The organism is Streptosporangium brasiliense (genome assembly GCF_030811595.1).
GTDB lineage: Bacteria > Actinomycetota > Actinomycetes > Streptosporangiales > Streptosporangiaceae > Streptosporangium > Streptosporangium brasiliense.
Window position 1 is genome coordinate 3398635 of record NZ_JAUSRB010000002.1, and the last position, 18001, is coordinate 3416635.

Below are 18001 nucleotides of genomic sequence, written 5' to 3' on the forward strand. Positions count from 1 at the left end.
TCCCCCCTTTTCGGTCCGGCTGTTAAACCGGTATATCGGTGACCGGTGGCGGGATCGGGGGAGGGCCCATGGCCGCACCACGCGCGCGCCGGATCAACATCCCGCTCCGGCGCGTCGCCCTGATGTGCGGGGCCATGCTGTTCGCGCTGCTCGCCCAGGCGACCCATATCCAGGCCTTCGAGGCCGACCGGCTCAACGAGGACCCGCGCAACCCCCAGAGGAGGATCGCGCGGTTCGAGACCCCGAGGGGCGAGATCCTGCTGCGCGACGGCACGGTTGTCGCGACCAGCCGGGAGAGCGGGGACGGCACCTACCGGTACCGGAGGTCCTATCCCTGGGGTCCGCTGTACGCGCCGGTGACCGGGCACCTCTCGCTCTACGGCGGGACCGGCATCGAGGCGGCCGAGAACGCGGTGCTGTCCGGCGGCGACCCATGGGTGAAGCTGCGCTCGCTGGTGGACGGCACCGAGGGCGGCGCCACGCTTGAGCTCACCATCGACGGGCGGGCGCAGCGGGCCGCCTACGAGGCGCTGCGCGCCACCGGGCTGCGCGGGGCCGCCGTCGCGATCGACCCGGCCACCGGCGCGATCCTGGCCATGGTGTCCTTCCCCTCCTACGACCCGAACCTCTACACGACCTTCGACAGCGCCGAACTCGACAGGGTGGACAGGCGGCTGCGGAGCGACCCCGGCGACCCGCTGCTGAACCGGGCGATCCAGCGGAACTACCCGCCGGGCTCCGCCTTCAAGGTCGTCACCAGCGCGGCCGCGCTCATCTCCGGGAGATACAGCCCGACCGTGCGGGTCGAGGCCCCCACCGCGTTCCGCCTCCCCGGCACCGGCACCTACCTGCGCAACTCCGGCGGTACGGCCTGCGGTGACGGCGACCCGCCGCTGGCGTACGCGTTCAAGACCTCGTGCAACACCCCCTTCGCGAAGATGGGCATCGACCTCGGCCAGGACGCGCTCCGCGAGCAGGCCGAGGCGTTCGGGTTCGGCGCCGACGACCTCACCGTCCCGATGCCGGTGGCCGAGAGCGTTTACCCGCGGGGGATGGACCAGGCCCAGACCGCGATGTCGGCGCTGGGGCAGTTCGACGACCGGGCCACCCCGCTCATGATCGCGATGATCTCGGCGGCGGTCGCCAACGACGGCGTGCTGATGCGCCCCTACCTGGTGGAGCAGGTCCGCCTGGCCGACGGCGCGGTGATCGACGAGGCGGACCCGTCGCCCTACCGCCGCACGCTCGACGAGGACGAGGCCGACCGGCTCACCGCGATGATGGTCACGGTCACCCAGCCCGGCGGCACCGGCACGGCCGCCGCCGTCCCGGGCGTCGATGTCGCGGCCAAGACCGGCACCGCGGAGAACGCCGCCTCCGGTCAGGACCACGCGGTCTTCACCGGCTTCGCCCCGGCGGCCACCCCCCGGGTGGCCGTGGGCGTCCTGGTGGAGCACGGCGGATCCGGCGGCCGGACGGCGGCTCCCGTCGCGGCGGCCGTCATGCGGGCCGTGCTGGGCATCCGCCCGGAGTAGGCGGGCCCGGCCGGGTCACGGCGGCCGTCACGCGGGCCTGCCGGTCCGGGGTACGGCGGGCCCGGTCGGATCGCGGTGGCCGTCACGCGGGCCGCGCCGGGCCTCCGGTCCCGGGTACGGCGGGCTCCGTCGAGGCTCCGGTCGAGTAGGCGTGGGCCTGCAGGTTGTAGAGGTCGGCGTAGAGGCCGTCGAGCTCGATGAGCTGGTCGTGGGTGCCCTCCTCGGTGACCTTGCCGTGGTCCAGGACGTAGATCCGGTCGGCGTAGCGGACGCTGGCCAGCCGGTGGGTGATCAACAGGACGGTGCGGCCGTCGGCGTGCTGCCGGATGCGCTCGAAGAGGGCGTGCTCGGCGCGGGCGTCGAGGGCCGCGGTCGGCTCGTCACAGATCAACAGCGGGGCGTCCCGGTGGAAGCCGCGGGCGACGGCGATCCGCTGCCACTGGCCGCCGGACAGCTCCTGGCCGTCCTTGAAGCGCCGGTCGAGCAGGGTGTCGTAGCCGTGTGGCAGCTCGGCGACGACCTGGTCGGCGCCCGCCACCTCGGCCGCCGAGACCAGCGCGGGCTCCCCCTTCTCCGTGCCCATGCTGATGTTGTGCCTGGCGGTCAACGGCCAGCGCGTGTGGTCCTGGGCGATGACCGCGATGCGGCCGCGCAGCTGGTCGGGGTCGACGTCGGCGAGGTCGGTGCCGTCCCACCGGACGTGCCCGCTGTCCGGCTCGTAGAGACCCGACAGGATCTTGGCCAGTGTGCTCTTGCCCGAGCCGTTCTCGCCGACGAGGGCGATCACCTCGCCCCGGTCGACGCGGACCGACACCCCTTGCAGGGCGGGGCTGCCGGAGCCGGGATAGGTGAAGACGAGGTCCTCGGCGGTGATCCGTTCGAAGGTCTCGGGAGCCTGCCCGGAGCGCCCGTGCCCGATCCGGCTCTCCGCGTCGGCGCAGAAGTCGAGGAAGTCGGTGAAGTAGAGGCCCTCCTCGTAGAGGCGGTTGGTGGCGAACATCAGGTTGGCGAGATACGTCTGGCCCGAGCGGATCGCCAGCACGGCCGTGCCCGCCACGGCCAGCGGCACCGCGCCCACGGCGAGCAGGATGCCCAGGGCGACGTAGACGACGGCCGTCCCGACCCCGCCGAGCGCCTCACCGACGATCTTCGCGAACGTCTGCCGCCGTGCCAGCCTCAGCAGGATGCTCTGCTCGGCCGTGGCCACGGCGTCGTACATCCGCATCAGGAAGCCCCGCATGGTGAACGAGCGCACCTCGGCGGCCGACCCGCGCTCCGCCAGCAGCTCCGCGATGATCCACTTGCGGCGGCTGGCGGGGATCAGCGCGTACATCGTGGTGTAGCGCATCCGCGCCGAGCGGACCGCGGCCCACGCGTCCGGCACCACCGCCAGCACCAGCAGCGGCAGGAGCACCGGATGGAGCACCCCGAGCACGCCCGCCGCCGCGACGATCCCGATGATCGCGGTCAGCACGTTGATGGCCGTGCCGACCACCACGTCCGCCATGGCGACCCCGCGCGAGCGGGCACGCTGGAGCGCGTCGTGGAAGTCGGGGTCGTCGAAGGCGGCCAGGCCGACCCTGCTGGTCAGCCCGTAGAGCCGCTCCTCGGCGATCCGGCTGACCTGGGGGTCGAGCCGGGACTGCGCCCAGCCCGCGCCCGCCTGCATCAGCGTGCGCAGGGTGCCGGCCACACCCACCACGATCAGGCTGGGCAGGGCCGCCATGACCCGTTCCGGAGTGGGCCCCGCCTCGAACAGGGCCGACAGCACCCCGGTCGTGGCGAGCAGCCCGAACGCGGTGAACACGCCGCCGAGCAGGCTCAGGACGATCGCGATGACGGTGTCACGGGGGCCGGCCAGCCACGCCAGCCGTACGGCGTGCGACACCAGCGCGGGCAGCCGGCGCGCGATGGTCAGGAAGCCGATGCCGGTCATCTTGCCGACGTGGGCGTGCCACTCCGACAGGCTGAGCTCGCCGAGCTCGGGAATGGAGTCGGAGGAGGTGTCCTCGTCGGTCGCGGTACGGGGAGCAGGTTCCAGGGGAGTGTCCGCCATGGGTGCAGTCTGAAGCGCCCCACGGCCGATCCGCCATCGGATGGCCGCGTGCGGTCAACCCGGCCCGTCATCGAGGCGAGGGCTCCAGGCCGGCGGCCCCGGACGCGGTGAGCCTCGCGGCCCGGACGCCGTCCGGGGCCGCCGCCGCCTCCGGGTCCGCCCGATCCGTCGTACCGGAGTATCGGCACTTCCGCCGCCGCACGTGAATTCGGTGCAATAACATTTCGCGAGCAGTGTTGTTAAGCCGAGTGTGCGAAATGGGGCTAAGCCTGGGCACGGCACGGTAATTGGTGTCACACTTTCTGTGACGGATGGCCCGCGACCTCCCTTAAGAGCCGATGACACAGGACACCGCGCACGTTTCTCTCACCGGCGGCAACCTGCCTCTCGAACCCAATGCCTTCGTCGGCCGTGAAGGCGACGTGGAGGAGCTCGTCGAGTTGCTGGGTGTCGCCCGGTTGGTGACCCTGTGCGGAGCGGGCGGCATCGGCAAGAGCAGGCTGGCGGTCCGGGTGGCCACCCAGGTGGCGGCGGAGTTCCCCGGGGGCGTCTGGCTGGTGGAGCTGGCCGAGGCGGTGCGCGGCGATCTGATCGAGCCCCGGGTGGGCGCCGTGCTCGGGGTGAAGGCCGAGCCGCCGCGTCCGCTGTCCGACACGCTGATCGACGCGCTCGGCGACCGGCGCCTGCTGCTGATCGTCGACAACTGCGAGTCGCTCATCGAGGAGGCGGCCCGGTTCTGCCGGGCGGTGCTCACCGTCTGTCCGGGCGTGCGCATGCTCATGACCAGCCGGGAGCCGCTGCGGGTGGCGGGGGAGACCGTGTGGCGGGTGCCGCCGCTCACATTGCCCCGGACCGGCGTCCAGGACCTCGCCGGCAGCGAGGCCGTACGGCTCTTCGTCGACCGGGCCAGCGCCGCCTCGCGCGGCTTCGCCGTCACCGAGCACAACGCCGGCGACATCGCCAGCCTGTGCGAGGCGCTCGACGGGATGCCGCTGGCCATCGAGCTGGCCGCCGCGCTGTGCCGGGTGCTGACGGTGGAGCAGATCCACGCCCGGATCAGAGACCGGTTCCGGCTGCTGTCCACCGGCGACAGGATGGCCCCGGCCCGGCACCAGACGCTCCGCGCGACCGTCGACTGGAGCTATCAGCAGCTCAAGGACCCCGAGCGGATCCTGCTGCGGAGGCTGGCGGTGTTCACCGGGGGCTGGACCCTGGACATGGCCGAGCAGGTCTGCGCGGGTGACGGGCTGTGGGCCGACGACGTGCTGGGCGTGCTCTGCGACCTGGTCGACAAGTCCCTGGTGCTGGCCGACGCCGAGGTCGCGGGCGAGACGCGCTACCGGATGCTGGAGACGATCCGCCAGTACGCCGCCGAGCAGCTCGACACCTCGGGGGAGGAGGCCGCGCTGCGGCGGCGGCACCGGGACCACATGATCGAGGTCGCCGGCCGCATCCACCAGACGATCGTCCGGCGCCCCCGCCCGACCTGGGAGGAGATCTGCCCGCTGCTGGTCCTGCTGGACGAGCTGCAGGCCAACGTGTGGGCGGCGGTGCGCTGGTCGGCGGAGGCCGACGACCCGGAGAGCGCGCTGCGCCTGCTGGTCCTGCTCCGCTGGCCGACCATCGCCGGCGGCAGGTTCACCCCCGCGGACGAGTGGCTGGACCGGCTGCTGGCGATGGAGGAGACGGAGCTGCCGCCGAGCGTGCGCGGTGACGCCCTCGTGCTGCGCGGGCAGGTGGCCTTCGGCCAGGGTGACCCCGACACCGCGCAGGTCGCCTGCACGGCCGCGGCCGAGCTGTGCCGGGCGACGGGTCTGCACGGGCCGCTGAGCGGGGCGCTCGCCATCCTCGCCTGGGTGGCCATCTACCAGCGCCGGCCGGAGCGGGCCAGGGCCTTCCTGGACGAGGCGCTGGAGGCGGTGCGCCGGGTGGACGATCCATGGCACGAGATGGTGATCCGCGCCATGGAGGGGACGTTCGCGCTGTCGGAGGGGCGGGCCAAGGAGTCGCAGCGCTCCTTCGAGGCCGCGCTGGCCATCGCGCACGAGCTGGACAACCACTGGGCGGCCCCGGTCGCGCTCATCGGCCTGGCCCAGGTCGCCTGGCTCCGGGGCGACCTGGCGGAGGCCCGCGCCTACTACGAGCAGGCCCTCGACCTGCTCCAGGACATCACGGCCCACTGGCAGACCATCACCTGCCTGGCGGGCCTGGGCCGGATCGCCCTGGCCCAGGGCGACCTCGCCACCGCGCGGGTCAGGCTGATCGAGAGCCTGCGGCTGTGCCAGGGGACGGGCCAGCGGCTCGGCGTGGCCCGGCGGATCGAGACGCTCGCGCAGCTCGCGCTGGCCGAGGAGGACGACCGCCGGGCGGTGCGCCTGGCGGGGGCCTCGGCGGCGATCCGGAGCTCGATGAGCGGCGCCGTCCTGCCCTCCGGCTTCGGCGCGCGGATGGAGGAGCTGCTCCAGCCCGCCCGGATGCGGCTCGGCGACGCGATGGTCGCCCAGCTCTGGGCGCACGGCAAGGAGATGTCCCAGGACCAGGCGGTCCGCTACGCGCTGGAGGGCGACGAGCAGTCCGACGCGCCCCTGATGGCGGGCCGGGGTCCGGTCGCCGCCCCGCTCACCACGCTCACCGGCAGGGAGTGGGAGATCGCCGGACTGATCGCCCGGGGCCTGAGCAACAAGGCCATCGCCGACGAGCTGGTGATCAGTCCCGCGACCGCCGCCCGGCACGTGGCCAACATCCTGGCCAAGCTCGGGTTCTCCTCACGCACCCAGGTCGCCACCTGGGTCATCGAGCAGAACCGAGGCTAGGCCCCGCCCGTCCTCCCGCCGCGGCGGGGGAGCGCGGGGCCGTAGCAGGGCCACAGCGCAGGGCCGTAGCGGGGAGGCAGGGCCGTAGCAGGGAAAAGGCCGTGGACGCTCCCGCTCCGGGGCCCTGCCTACACATCGGGTCTACACATCAGCCGCCGCATAGATACATCTCGGGATACGCACTCCGGAGCATGCGCCGCAGTGGCCGTCCGCCGTAGGTTTCCCTCGTGTTCGACCGATGACGCCCAGCCTTCCGCACCGTGCCCGTCATGACGGTGATCCGGTACGGCAGGCCCACACCATCCCCGGCGTCTCGGTCGAGCACACCGGTAGCGTCGCGTGTCCCTCCCAACGGTCGAGGTCTCCTCGGAGGGGTGGGGACTTCAGTGCCATGGGCCACGCGACAGCGGGCCCGAGCCGCGCAGGGCTCGGGCCCGCCTTCCGGAGGGACGGATTTCGAATACACACCCATCTACATACATCTGCCGATGCCCGGCCGGCAGGGCGGCCGTAGCGTCGGTGGAATGAGACCCACCTCGTCCATAAAGGGCACCGTCACCGAAGCGGTGTTCGGCTACGCGTACGAGCGGGGTGACCGGCCCGCACTGATCGACCTCGGCGCGGGAGTGGTGTACGGCTACCGCCGCCTGGCCGACGAGGTGACACGGGGCGCCTCGGGGCTGGTCCGTCGGGGCGCCCGGCGGCGCCAGGTGGCGGGGATCCACGTCGACAACGCCGCGGCCCAGACCCTGGCGGTGCACACCGTCATCGCGGCCGGCGGGGTGGCGGCCCCGGTCGCGTCCTGGGGCGGGGCGGCGGCCGAGCTGCTGGCCCGGTGGGACGCCCGGCTGCTCATCACGACCCCCGACCTGGCGGAGACGTCGCTGCTGGCCGCCGAGGCGTCCAGGGTCCGCCAGGTGATCGCCTTCGGCCAGGCGCGCGACACCGTCGACTTCGCCGACCTGCTGCTGCTCGAACCCGGCCCGCTGCCCCTGTTCGACCCCTCGGTCCAGCCCGCGCTGCTGACCGAGGACGAGGGGCTGTTCACCCATCAGGAGCTGATCGCGCGCATGCACGAGCTGGGTGGGCACACGGTGCTGGAGAAGTCCGACGTCCTGCTGGTGACCTGGTCCCTCGACTGCACCCTGGCCATGACGACCCTGGTCGGGCTGGCGCTGATGCGCGGCGCGCTGGTCGTGGTGGCCCCGGGCCTGTCGCCCACCGAGCTGTCGGCGACCATCCACGACTTCGGGGTCACCGTCATGGCGCTGCTCGACGGAGCCGTCCAGCGCGTCTAGCCCCTGACCCCGTCCCGCCGGGCCCTGGCCCGGAGGTCCTGCCGCGGCAGCGGGCGGGTGCCCCTACGCGGAGACGCGCCGCCCGGCACGGGAGCCGGGCGGCGCGTCGTCGGAAAGGGGCGGGAGCCGGGCGGCGCGTCGTCGGAAGGGGCGGGGGCCGCCCGGTCCGGACCTAGACCTGCTTGAGCGCCCAGAAGTGGTTGCCGTTGTCGCCCGCGAGGACCTGCTGGTCCAGGACGGACAGCGCACCGGTGGTCATGTTGAGCGCCCGCCGGCTGTACTTGTTGACGATGACGTACGTCCTGTCCGCCACGCGTTGCAGCTGCCACTTCTGCCTGCTGGAGGTGGTGGAGCAGGTGGACTGGACGATCTGGGTCCCGGCCGCGGTGCTCGTCGCCTTCAGGTCCAGGCACTTCCCGCTGTTGGCGTTGACCAGCTGCCAGTCCGGGGAGGTGGACGAGTTGGGGTTGCGCAGTGTCCACTGCTGGCTCTTCGCACCGGAATGCGCCTTGTGCGTCACCGGTGCGCCGGACGTCAGCGCCCCGTTGAGGACCTCGGCGTTCTCCCGGTTCCCGACGCCCGTCAGGTAGTAGGTCGAACCGTTCCCCGGACCGACGGAGTTGAGGATCCGGTTGAACTTCCAGCGCTGGTCGGTCGCGCCGGTGTAGGGGCGCTGCTCCAGCGGGGCCGGATACGCGCCCGTGACCGTCAGGGCCAGCCCGGACAGCCAGTTGACGATGGCGTAGCTGCCGTCCGTCTGGGGCAGGTACGCCCACCGCATGCCGTCGGTGCCCTTGCAGTTGTACTGCAGGGCCTGCGTCCCCGAGGCGGTTCCGCTGTAGGCGCTGTCGGCGCACATCCGGCTGTTCATGTTGACGAGCTGGAGGCCGGTCTTGTATCCCATCAGCCAGCTCTGGCTCAGGGCGTTGGTGCGGGCACGCTGGCTGAGCTTGGTCAGCCCGGCGGTGGAGCCGCCGATCGGCTCGATGGCTCCCCCGGTCGACACGCTGGTGATCGCGTAGGTGAGGCCGACCGTGGGGTGGGCGACGGCGTCGCTGGTGTCCCCCTTGACGAAGAACTCGTTGTCGGCGATGTTCCAGTGGGTGTCGAGGTAGCTGCCGGCCGCCGGGCTGACGTTGAAGTAGTCGTCGCGGTTGCAGTCGGGCAGCCGGTAGTCGTCCCACTTCAGGCAGGCCCAGGACGGGGTCCCGCCGTAACACATTAGGTCGAACTGGTCCGAGCAGTGCGAGCCGTAGAAGTGCGGGGCGCTCTCCTGCACCGCGCCGAACGTGTGGCCCAGCTCATGGGCGATGGCGTTGGCCCCGAAGCAGTTGGGGACCGCGTCGACCCGCGCGTAGGTGAGACGGTTGTTGTAGTTTTCGGCGCCGGGCCGGTCGTCGGTGTACCTCTGGCCCAGTCCGCAGACGACGGTCGCCTCGGTGAGCATGAGGTATTTGCGGTCCGCGCGGTTGTGGCCCAGTGCCTGCACCGCGGCGACGCCGCTGCCGAAGGTGGCCAGCGCCTCGGCGGGCACGACGACCTCACGGACCGCGACCTGACATCCTCCGGAGACCGCCTCCGTGACGTAGCGGATGTGCCGGCTCTTGCCGGCCGCCGCGGCGGCGTCGTTGAAGGAGTCGTCGGCGTTGGAGAGCCACGCCTGGAACATGGGCAGCAGCCTGCTGTAGCGGTCGGGCATGCTCGGCTCGCGGACGTACAGCACCTCGACGCGCTTGCCGCTCACCCCGTCGCCCTCACAGAACACCCTGGCGGGCGCCGCCTCCACCGCGGCCTCGGCCTGGGCCGCCGTGAGCCGGGCCGTATCACCCTGCGGTCCGGTCCGCGCGCCGAGCCGCGCGCCGGGGAACACGTCGTGATCGTCGACGCAGCTCACCGGCTCGGGTGATGCCGTCGTGCGGGCACCCGGTTGGGACGATGCCGTCGTGCGGGCACTCGGCTCGGGTGACGCCGCCGGGCGGGCACACGGGGCGGCCGGTGCCGCCTCCGCGGGGGAGGCGTCCAGCCCCCCGGAGACGAGGCTCGCGGCGGCGAGGACTCCCGCCACGGCTAAGAGGGTGGTCCGTCTGGCAAACACGTGAGAGGCTCCCCGATTGCGAATTTCGCGCGCCTTGGCGGCAGCGCTGATCAACATAACCGCCGACTTCGGCATGATCAATCCGAATGGTCCGGCCCTCCCCCGTGCCGCGGAGAGCTGACCTGAGCCCGTCCACGGGCCACAAGAGGCAGCTCAGGGCTGTGATCGGCGTGGTCCGCGCGCGGTGGACCGGGGCGCGCCCGGTGTGGCGGGGATCCGGCGGCCGCGGCCCTGCCGGCGATCACTCGCGGCCACCGGCCGCGGCGGGATCCGCGTGACAGGGGCCGGCCGGGATGCGCAGAAGTTATCCGCGCACACCTTGACGTCGCTCGGTGTCAGATGAATTGATTGATCCACTGACAACGTTGTCATCTTGCTCGGGGGAATCTGTGAAACCTCGACCCCGAAGGGACGGGAAGCTATGCGACGACGGTGGATGGCGGCCGTCGCGGTCACCGTGGCGGGCCTACTTACCCTGACCGCCTGCGGTGACGGCGGCGGCGCCGCGCAGAGCCCGCAGGCCGACGGCAAGAAGAAGGTTGAGGTCTTCTCCTGGTGGACCGGACCGGGTGAGGCCGACGGCCTGAAGGCCATGAAGGAGATATTCGAGAAGCAGAACCCCGGCCTGACGTTCTTCGACGCGGCCGTGGCGGGCGGCTCCGGTGACAAGGCGCGTGCCCTGCTGGCCACCAAGTTGCAGGCCGACACCCCGCCGGACACCTTCCAGGGCCACGCGGGCGCCGAGCTGCAGGGCTACATCAAGGCCGGTGACCTGGAGCCGGTCAACTCCCTCTACGACGAGCTCAAGCTGAAGGACGTCTTCCCGCAGCAGTTGATCGACCAGATCAGCGTGCAGGGCCAGATCTACTCGGTCCCGGTGAACATCCACCGCTCCAACGTGATGTGGTTCAACCCCGCCGTGCTCAAGGAGGCGGGCGTCACCGAGGTGCCCGCGACGATCGAGACGTTCGTCGCCGCCCTGGAGAAGGTCAAGAAGACGGGCAAGGTCCCGCTCTCGATCGGCTCGGAGTGGACGATGGTGCACCTGCTGGAGAGCGTGCTGCTCGGCTCGCTCGGCACCGACGCCTACAACAAGCTCTGGACCGCGGGCTCCGACTGGTCGGGTCCGGCGATGACCAAGGCCCTGAACGACTTCAAGACGATCCTGTCCTACGCCGGGGACCCGGCCGACGACTGGCAGCCCGCGGCCAAGCAGGTGGCCGACGGCCAGGCCGCCTTCACCATCATGGGCGACTGGGCCTACGGCTACTTCCACAACCCGCCGGACGGCGGCCTGGGCAAGAAGTCCAAGACCGACTTCGACTGGGCGCCCTCGCCCGGCACCGGCGGCACCTTCATGTGGCTGTCGGACAGCTTCACCCTGCCCAAGGGCGCCCCGAACCGCGACGGGGCGTTGGCGTGGCTGAAGGTGGCCGCGAGCAAGGAGGGCCAGGACGCCTTCAACCCCAAGAAGGGCTCCATCCCGGCCCGTAAGGACGCCGACACCTCCCTCTACACCGACTACCTCGCCGACGCCCTGAAGGACTGGGGGAGCAACAAGCTCGCCGGGTCCATCCAGCACGGCGTCGTCGTCAACGACGCCTGGCGGGTCGCGATCAACGAGGCGGTCGGTCTCTTCCACACCGACAAGGACGTGGCCGCGCTCCAGGCCTCGCTGGCCGAGGCCGCCAAGAACTCGGGTCAGTGATGTCCGGTACGGCCCGCGGCGACGCGGGCCGTACCCCGTGGAAGGGGTGTCAGTGACACGGGTGCGCAGGTGGCTGCCGGGGTTGCTGCTGGTCACGCCGTCGATCATCGCCATCGCGGTCTTCGTGTACGGCATGCTCGGCTGGAACTTCCGGCTGGCCATGACCGACAGGCACGACGAGATCTCCGAGGGGAGTTTCGTTGGCCTGGAGAACTTCGTCACGCTCTGGGATCAGAAGCGCTGGGGCATCTCGGTCAACCACGCCGTCGTCTTCACCGTGGTGTTCGTGTTCGGTGCGCTGGCGCTGGGCTGGCTGCTGGCCTTCCTCATGGAGAAGGGGATCAAGGGGGAGGGGACCTTCCGGGCGGTCTACCTGTTCCCGATGGCGATCTCGTTCGTGGCGACCGGGGTGGTCTGGCGCTGGCTGATGAACTCCGGTCAGGACGAGCGGGCGGTCGGGCTGAACCGGCTGTTCGACAGCCTGGGCCTGGACTTCCTGCAGTGGGAGTGGTTCCGGAACCCGGACTGGGGGATGGCGGCCATGGCCATCCCCGCGATATGGCAAATGTCGGGATATGTCATGGCGTTGTTCCTGGCGGGCTTCCGGGGCGTCCCCGAAGACCTCCGGGAGGCGGCCCGGGTCGACGGCTGCACCGAATGGCAGGTCTACCGGCACATCGTGCTGCCGCTGCTCCGCCCGGTGACGCTGTCCGCGCTGATCATCCTCGGGCACATCTCGCTCAAGGTCTTCGACCTGATCGTCGCGGTGTCCGGCAAGCAGATCATCACCGACGTCCCCGCCGTGTTCATGTGGGTGGCGGTCTTCGACTCCCACGACCCGGCCAAGGGCGCCACCATCGCCGCCTACATCGTGCTCGCGGTGAGCGTGTTCGTCATCCCCTACCTGGTCTGGACCCTTCGCAAGGAGAGGCGGCCATGACGGCCACGGAGACGCGGACCCCTCCGGCGCGGGCGCACGGGCCGGGCGGCCGGGCCGGGCGGCGGGCGGGCTGGGCGCGCGGCGTCCGGCTGGCGCTGCTGGCCGCCTTCCTGGTGATCTTCCTGATCCCGGTCTACGTGCTGCTGGTCACCAGCTTCAAGCCGCTGACCGAGGCCGACCCCAGCCGGGCCTGGGCGCTGCCCGAGGTGTGGACGGCGCAGCCGTGGCGGGTGGCCTGGGACAAGCTCGCCCCGGGCATCTGGAACAGCGTGCTGCTGGCCGTACCCGGTGCGCTGATCTCGGCGGTCCTGGGCTCCATGAACGGCTACGTGCTGTCGAAGTGGCGCTTCCCCGGCGCCGACGTGCTGTTCACGCTGTTCCTGTTCGGCATGTTCATCCCCTACCAGGGGGTCATGATCCCGCTGGTCCAGCTCCTGGTGAAGCTCAACGAGATCACCCAGTCCGTCACCGGGGCGTCGGGGGTCTTCTACGGCGCGATACCGGGGCTGCTCCTGGCGCACGTGGTCTACGGCATCCCGATCTGCACGCTGATATTCCGTAACTACTACGTCACCATCCCGGACGAGCTGATCGAGGCCTCCCGGGTGGACGGCGCGGGGATGCTGCGGACCTACTGGTCGGTGGTGCTGCCGGTCTCCGGGCCGGCCTTCGCGGTGGTGATCATCTGGCAGTTCACCTCGATGTGGAACGACTTCCTGTTCGCCGTCTTCCTCACCGGCCCGCAGAGCTGGCCCACCACGGTCATGCTCAACAACATCGCCGGCGCCCAGACCGTCCCCTACAGCCAGCAGATGGCCGCGGCCCTGCTCGCCTCCATCCCCACGATGATCGTCTACGTCCTGCTCGGCCGGTTCTTCATGCGCGGCCTCATGGCCGGGGCGCTGAAGGGGTGACTCACGGTCGGAGCGCCTCAGGATGGACCAGGGAGTCGCCCAGCGCGGTGCGGTGGTAGAGGACGCCCCGGCCGGTGCGGCTCCCGGCGACCAGGCCCGCCCTGCGCAGCGCGGCCAGGTGGCCTCCGACGGTGCCCAGGCTCAGGCCGAGCAGGGTGACGAGCTGGGTGGTGGTCGCCGGGCCGGCCAGCTCCAGGAGCACGCGGGCCCGGGTCCGGCCGATCAGCCCGGCCAGCCCGTCGGGCGCCCGGTGCGGGATCCCCGCGCCCCGGGCCGGATAGCTGATCGCGTACGGCCACGCGTGCTCAAGGTAGGAGCCCACTCCGCAGTCGAAGGGGGAGGGCACGAGGAGCAGGCCGCGTCCGTCGAGCCGGTGGGTCGCGTCCGGGCTCCGCGCGCCGACCTCGATGACCCCGTCCGGGCGCCACCGCACCCGGGGGCTGAGGTCGGCCAGCGCCGCCGCCCAGCCGTAGGCGGCCAGCCGGCCCGCCCGCTGGACCACGTCCCGCTCCAGGATCGCGTGGAAGCGTGGCCACGAGGGGGCGACGATCTCGTCCCAGACGGCCTGGAGCGCGGCGGCGAACAGTTCCACGACGTCCGGTGAGAACAGCACGTCCATGACCGCGTCCGGGGGACGCGCCATGCCCTCCAGGTTCCGGGCGATCTCGCCGTGCGCCTGGGCGGCCGGGGTCGCCCGCACGGCCGTGAGCTCGGCGGCGAAGGGGGTGCTCACCCCGGCCGGCGGCGGCGCGGGGAAGTCGGCGTTGTAGAGCCGGTCCCGGTACAGCGTCACCAGGGCGCCCAGGCCGGCCTGCCTGGCCAGCAGGCCCTCGTACGGCCCGCGCATCCGGTCCACCCACGCCCGCCACACCGGGTCGTCCTTCTTGCCGGACAGCAGCCAGAGCGCCTGCTTGGTGACCATGAGAGGGGAGATGGCGAACCTGCTCGCCATGACGTCCTGCGGGCTGACCTCGATCAGGTAGACCATGTAGCGACCTTTCGGAGATATCCGAAAGCTTAGTCAGCCGTCCCGGCCCGCCCGAGCATGGTCCGCATGACCCCCACACAAGAGCGCGGCGCGACCTACACGGAGGTTTTCGCGGGCCGGGAGTTCCGGGTGCTGTTCGGGAGCTTCGCGCTCCTGGTGGCCGGGGACCAGATCAAGATGCTGGCCCTGTCGGCCCTGGTCTACGCGCGGACCGGGTCGCCCGGACTGTCGGCCGCGACGTACATGCTGGGCTTCCTGCCCTACATCGTCGGCGGGACGTTCCTGCTCTCGCTGGCCGACCGGCTCCGGCCGCGCGAGCTGATGATCGCCGGTGAGCTGGTCCGGGTGGTGACCTGCCTGCTGCTGGCCTTCGCCGGACTGCCCGTCTGGGCGATGCTGGCCCTGGTCCTCCTGACCGGGCTGTTCTCGCCGGTCTTCGCCGCCGCCCGCAGCGCCCTCCTGCCCGACCTGCTGCCGGGTGACGCGTTCGTGCTGGCCAGGTCGGTGCTGTCCATGACGGCCGCCGGGGCGCAGATCGGCGGCCTCGCGGTGGGCGGCGGCATCCTCGCCGCCGCAGGCCCGGACGGGGCGCTGGCCGGCACCGCCGTGCTGTCGGTCGTGGCCGCGGTGGTGCTCCGGGCCGGACTGCCCGGCCTGCCGGCCCGGGGCGCGGTGGGCGGCGGCGCCGTACGGGAGACCCTGCGGGTCAACCGGTCCCTGCTGGCCGACGCCAGGGTGCGCGGGCTGCTGCTCGCCCACTGGCTGCCGGTGTCGTTCGTGACGGGCGCCGAGGCGATGCTCGTGCCCTACCTGGGCGGCACGGCCGGGATCGCGCTCGCCGCCGCGTCCGCGGGGCTGGCGGCCGGGAACCTCGCCGTCGGCCGGTTCGCCGCGCCGTCGGCGCGGGAGCGGCTGGCGCTGCCCCTGGCGGTGCTCGCCGGGGTGCCGCTGCTCGGCTTCGCCCTCCAGCCGGGCCTCGCGGGGGCCGTCCTGATCGCCGTGCTCGCCACGGCGGGCAGCGGCGCCTACCAGCTCGGGCTGCAGCGGAGGTTCCTGGAGGCGGTGCCCGAGCGGGTCCGGGGACAGGCCTTCGGACTGGTGTCGGCGGGCGCGATGACCGGCCAGGCGCTGGGCGCCGCGCTGGTGGGCGCCGCCGCCGAACTGGCGGCCCCGCACCTGGCGATCGCCGCCGCGGGCCTGGCGGTCATCGGGTGCTCCCTCGCCCTCCACCGCTCCCTGCGGCCGTCCCCGGTGCCGGGCTAGGGGCGCAGCTCTCCGGAGCCGCGGGGGATGAGCCGGGTGGGCAGCTCGATCCGGGCGGCTGGGCCCGGCTCCCCTGTGATGCGGCGGAAGAGCAGCTCGGCCGCGGTCCGGCCGAGCTTGGCCGGGTCCTGGGCGACCACGGTCACCCCGGGCACCAGCAGGTCGGCGAGCTCGAAGTCGTCGAAGCCGACCATGGCGAGCCGGTGCCCGGTGCGCAGCGTGGCCACGGTGATCCGGCCGTTGCCGGTGAACACCGCGGTGGGCGGGTCGTCGCCGGAGAGCATCCGGGCCAGCGCGGGCCCGGCCTGCTCCGGGGGGCCCGTCGCCACCAGCGACCCGTCGAACGGCAGGCCCGCGTCGGCGAGGGCGCGGCGGTAGCCGCGCAGGCGCTCGGCGGCGGTGAAGATGGACGCGCTGTCGCCGAGGAAGGCGATCCGGCGGTGGCCGTGCCGGATCAGGTGGGTGACCCCGGTGTGCGTCCCGCCGTTGTTGTCGCAGGTCACCGTGTCCACCTCCAGCCCGCCCGGCCGGTCGGCGAAGACGGCGGCGATGCCCGCGTCGAGCTCGGGCCTCAGGTAGTCGTGGTCGTCCCCGGCCGGCACGATGATCAGGCCGTCCACCCGGCGGGAGCAGAAGGTGAGGACGAGCTCCCGCTCGCGCGTCGGCTCCTCCCCCGAGGAGCCGCTGAGCACCAGCGAGCCGTACCGGAGCGCCACGTCCTCGACCGCGCGGCTGATCCCGGAGTAGAACGGGTCGGCCGCGTCCTCGATCACCAGGCCGATGCTCGCGGTCCGGCCCCGGCGCAGCACCCGGGCGCTCTCGTTGCGCCGGTAGCCGAGCCGTTCGATGGCCGACAGGACCCGCTCGGCGGTGGCGGGGTTGACCCCCGGCTCCTCGTTGACGACCCGGGAGACGGTCTTGAGCGCCACCCCGGCCGCCGCCGCGACATCTTTCATGGTGGGACGTCCACGGACACTGTCTGCCACGGCCCGATCATCGCCCAAGTCCAGCCGGTTGACAACGTTGTCATCCAGCCCGGCTGCTCACCGGGAGAGCGCGCCGCCCCGCACGCCCGTCGCGCGCAGGTCGGACTCCACCCTCGCGGCGGCGGCCAGCAGCGGCGGCAGCAGGTCGCGCTGGAGGGACTCGACGGTCGTCCGGCTCGCGTGGGAGGAGATGTTCATCGCGGCGACCACCCGGCCGGAGCGCTCCCGGACCGGCACGGCGACCGAGCGCAGCCCCTCCTCCAGCTCCTGGTCGACCACCGCCCACCCCCGCGCGCGGACGCCGTCCAGCTCGGCCCGGAGGGCGGCGGGCTCGGTGACGGTCCGGGGGGTGAACCCGCGCAGCCCGGCGCGGCCGAGACAGGCGTCGAGCTCCTCCGGGGGGAGCGCGGCCAGCAGCACCCGGCCCATCGAGGTGCAGTGGGCCGGGAAGCGGGTGCCGATGGCGATGGTCACCCGCATGATCCGGGTGGTGGCCACCCGGGCCACGTAGACGATGTCCTCGCCGTCGAGCACGGCCACGGACGCCGACTCGTGCACCTCGGCGACGAGCCGCTCCAGGTGCGGCTCGGCGACCTCGGGCAGGGAGAGACCGGACAGGTAGGCGTAGCCGAGCTCCAGCACGCGGGGGGAGAGCGCGAACAGCCGCCCGTCGGTCCGGACGTAGCCGAGGTCGACGAGCGTCAGCAGGAACCGCCGGGCCGCCGCCCGGGTCAGACCGGTGGCGCGGGCGACCTCGCTGAGCGTCAGCTCGGGGGTGGCCGCGCCGAACGCCCGGATCACCGACAGCCCCCGGGCCAGCGACTGCACGTGGTCGGGGCCGCGGTCGACCGGTCCGTCCACGTCTCGGTCGACCGGTCCGTCCACGCCTCGGTCAACCGGTCCGTCCATCCCCGTCCTCCTCGTTCCGGTCGAACTCTAGTGCCGCCTGCGCCACCGCGAACGCGCGGTTGGCCGCGGGCACGCCCGCGTAGACCGCGGTGTGCAGCAGCACCTCCTTGATCTCCTCCTCGGTGAGCCCGACGCGGAGCGCCGCCCGCACGTGCATGGCCAGCTCCCGCTCGTGCCCGAGCGCGGTCAGCAGGGCGAGGGTGAGGCAGCTACGGGTGCGCCGGTCCAGGCCGGGACGGGTCCAGATCTCCCCCCAGGCGTATTTGGTGATGAGCTCCTGGAAGTCCGCGGTGAACGGCGTGGCGCCCGCGGCGGCGCGGTCCACGTGCTCGTCGCCCAGTACGGCCCGGCGCGTCGCGTCTCCGGCGCTCCACATGTCCATCCGTCAGCTCCTTGTCGTGTCGCCGCGGGCCGTCCCCGCGGGAGGCGGCCACCTGTCACCCCGAGGGGCCGTGCGGGCCGCGACCACCCGGTCACCCCGGGGGTTCGGGCGGGC

General features: G+C 72.4%; 13 protein-coding genes. 7 read left to right on the plus strand and 6 right to left on the minus strand.

Annotated features, from left to right (window positions below):
- The first annotated feature begins 68 nt into the window (after positions 1-68).
- Positions 69-1535, plus strand: a complete 1467-nt coding sequence (locus J2S55_RS24300) for a peptidoglycan D,D-transpeptidase FtsI family protein (protein ID WP_306865253.1) — start codon at positions 69-71, stop codon at positions 1533-1535.
- A gap of 82 nt (positions 1536-1617) precedes the next feature.
- Here J2S55_RS24300 and J2S55_RS24305 read toward each other — a convergent pair whose 3' ends face one another.
- Positions 1618-3591 carry an ABC transporter ATP-binding protein gene (locus J2S55_RS24305; RefSeq protein ID WP_306865255.1) on the minus strand — a complete coding sequence of 658 codons (1974 nt, stop codon included), beginning with the start codon at positions 3589-3591 and terminating at the stop codon, positions 1618-1620.
- A 338-nt stretch (positions 3592-3929) separates the two neighbouring features.
- Here J2S55_RS24305 and J2S55_RS24310 point away from each other — a divergent pair, with 338 nt between their 5' ends.
- Complete coding sequence (locus J2S55_RS24310; protein WP_306865257.1) at positions 3930-6404, plus strand: ATP-binding protein; 2475 nt, start codon at positions 3930-3932, stop codon at positions 6402-6404.
- 524 nt (positions 6405-6928) lie between these two features.
- Positions 6929-7702 (plus strand): AMP-binding protein, encoded by a 774-nt coding sequence (locus J2S55_RS24315; RefSeq protein WP_306865259.1) that lies wholly within the window; start codon positions 6929-6931, stop codon positions 7700-7702.
- 172 nt (positions 7703-7874) lie between these two features.
- Here the strand turns inward: J2S55_RS24315 and J2S55_RS24320 are convergent, their stop codons facing one another.
- Positions 7875-9596: an RICIN domain-containing protein gene (locus J2S55_RS24320; protein ID WP_306865261.1), complete on the minus strand. Its 1722-nt coding sequence runs from the start codon at positions 9594-9596 to the stop codon at positions 7875-7877.
- Between the two features lie 622 nt (positions 9597-10218).
- Here J2S55_RS24320 and J2S55_RS24325 point away from each other — a divergent pair.
- Genes J2S55_RS24325 through J2S55_RS24335 form a run of 3 tightly spaced genes read left to right on the plus strand, consistent with a single transcriptional unit; the run spans position 10219 to position 13359 of the window.
- The gene (locus J2S55_RS24325) at positions 10219-11505 is read left to right on the plus strand and encodes an ABC transporter substrate-binding protein (RefSeq protein WP_306865263.1); all 1287 of its coding nucleotides are present in this window, start codon (positions 10219-10221) and stop codon (positions 11503-11505) included.
- A gap of 52 nt (positions 11506-11557) precedes the next feature.
- Positions 11558-12445 (plus strand): carbohydrate ABC transporter permease, encoded by an 888-nt coding sequence (locus tag J2S55_RS24330; protein ID WP_306865264.1) that lies wholly within the window; start codon positions 11558-11560, stop codon positions 12443-12445.
- Positions 12442-13359, plus strand: a complete 918-nt coding sequence (locus J2S55_RS24335) for a carbohydrate ABC transporter permease (RefSeq protein WP_306865266.1) — start codon at positions 12442-12444, stop codon at positions 13357-13359. The genes J2S55_RS24330 and J2S55_RS24335 overlap by 4 nt, the downstream gene beginning before the upstream one ends.
- 1 nt (position 13360) lies before the next feature.
- Here J2S55_RS24335 and J2S55_RS24340 read toward each other — a convergent pair whose 3' ends face one another.
- On the minus strand, positions 13361-14347 hold the full coding sequence (locus J2S55_RS24340) for an ArsR/SmtB family transcription factor (RefSeq protein ID WP_306865268.1): 987 nt from the start codon (positions 14345-14347) through the stop codon (positions 13361-13363).
- Positions 14348-14413: 66 nt separating this feature from the next.
- Between J2S55_RS24340 and J2S55_RS24345 the strand changes: the two genes are divergently transcribed.
- Positions 14414-15610, plus strand: a complete 1197-nt coding sequence (locus tag J2S55_RS24345) for an MFS transporter (protein WP_306865270.1) — start codon at positions 14414-14416, stop codon at positions 15608-15610.
- Here J2S55_RS24345 and J2S55_RS24350 read toward each other — a convergent pair.
- The 3 genes from J2S55_RS24350 to pcaC all read right to left on the minus strand — a co-directional run bounded on the left by J2S55_RS24350 (position 15607) and on the right by pcaC (position 17887).
- Complete coding sequence (locus tag J2S55_RS24350; protein WP_306865272.1) at positions 15607-16566, minus strand: LacI family DNA-binding transcriptional regulator; 960 nt, start codon at positions 16564-16566, stop codon at positions 15607-15609. The genes J2S55_RS24345 and J2S55_RS24350 overlap by 4 nt on opposite strands.
- Before the next feature lie 87 nt (positions 16567-16653).
- Complete coding sequence (locus J2S55_RS24355; protein WP_306865273.1) at positions 16654-17505, minus strand: IclR family transcriptional regulator domain-containing protein; 852 nt, start codon at positions 17503-17505, stop codon at positions 16654-16656.
- A complete protein-coding gene (pcaC, locus tag J2S55_RS24360; protein WP_306865274.1) occupies positions 17489-17887 on the minus strand; it encodes a 4-carboxymuconolactone decarboxylase in 399 nt (132 codons plus the stop codon). Before pcaC ends, J2S55_RS24355 begins: the two co-directional genes overlap by 17 nt.
- Between the last annotated feature and the right edge of the window lie 114 nt (positions 17888-18001).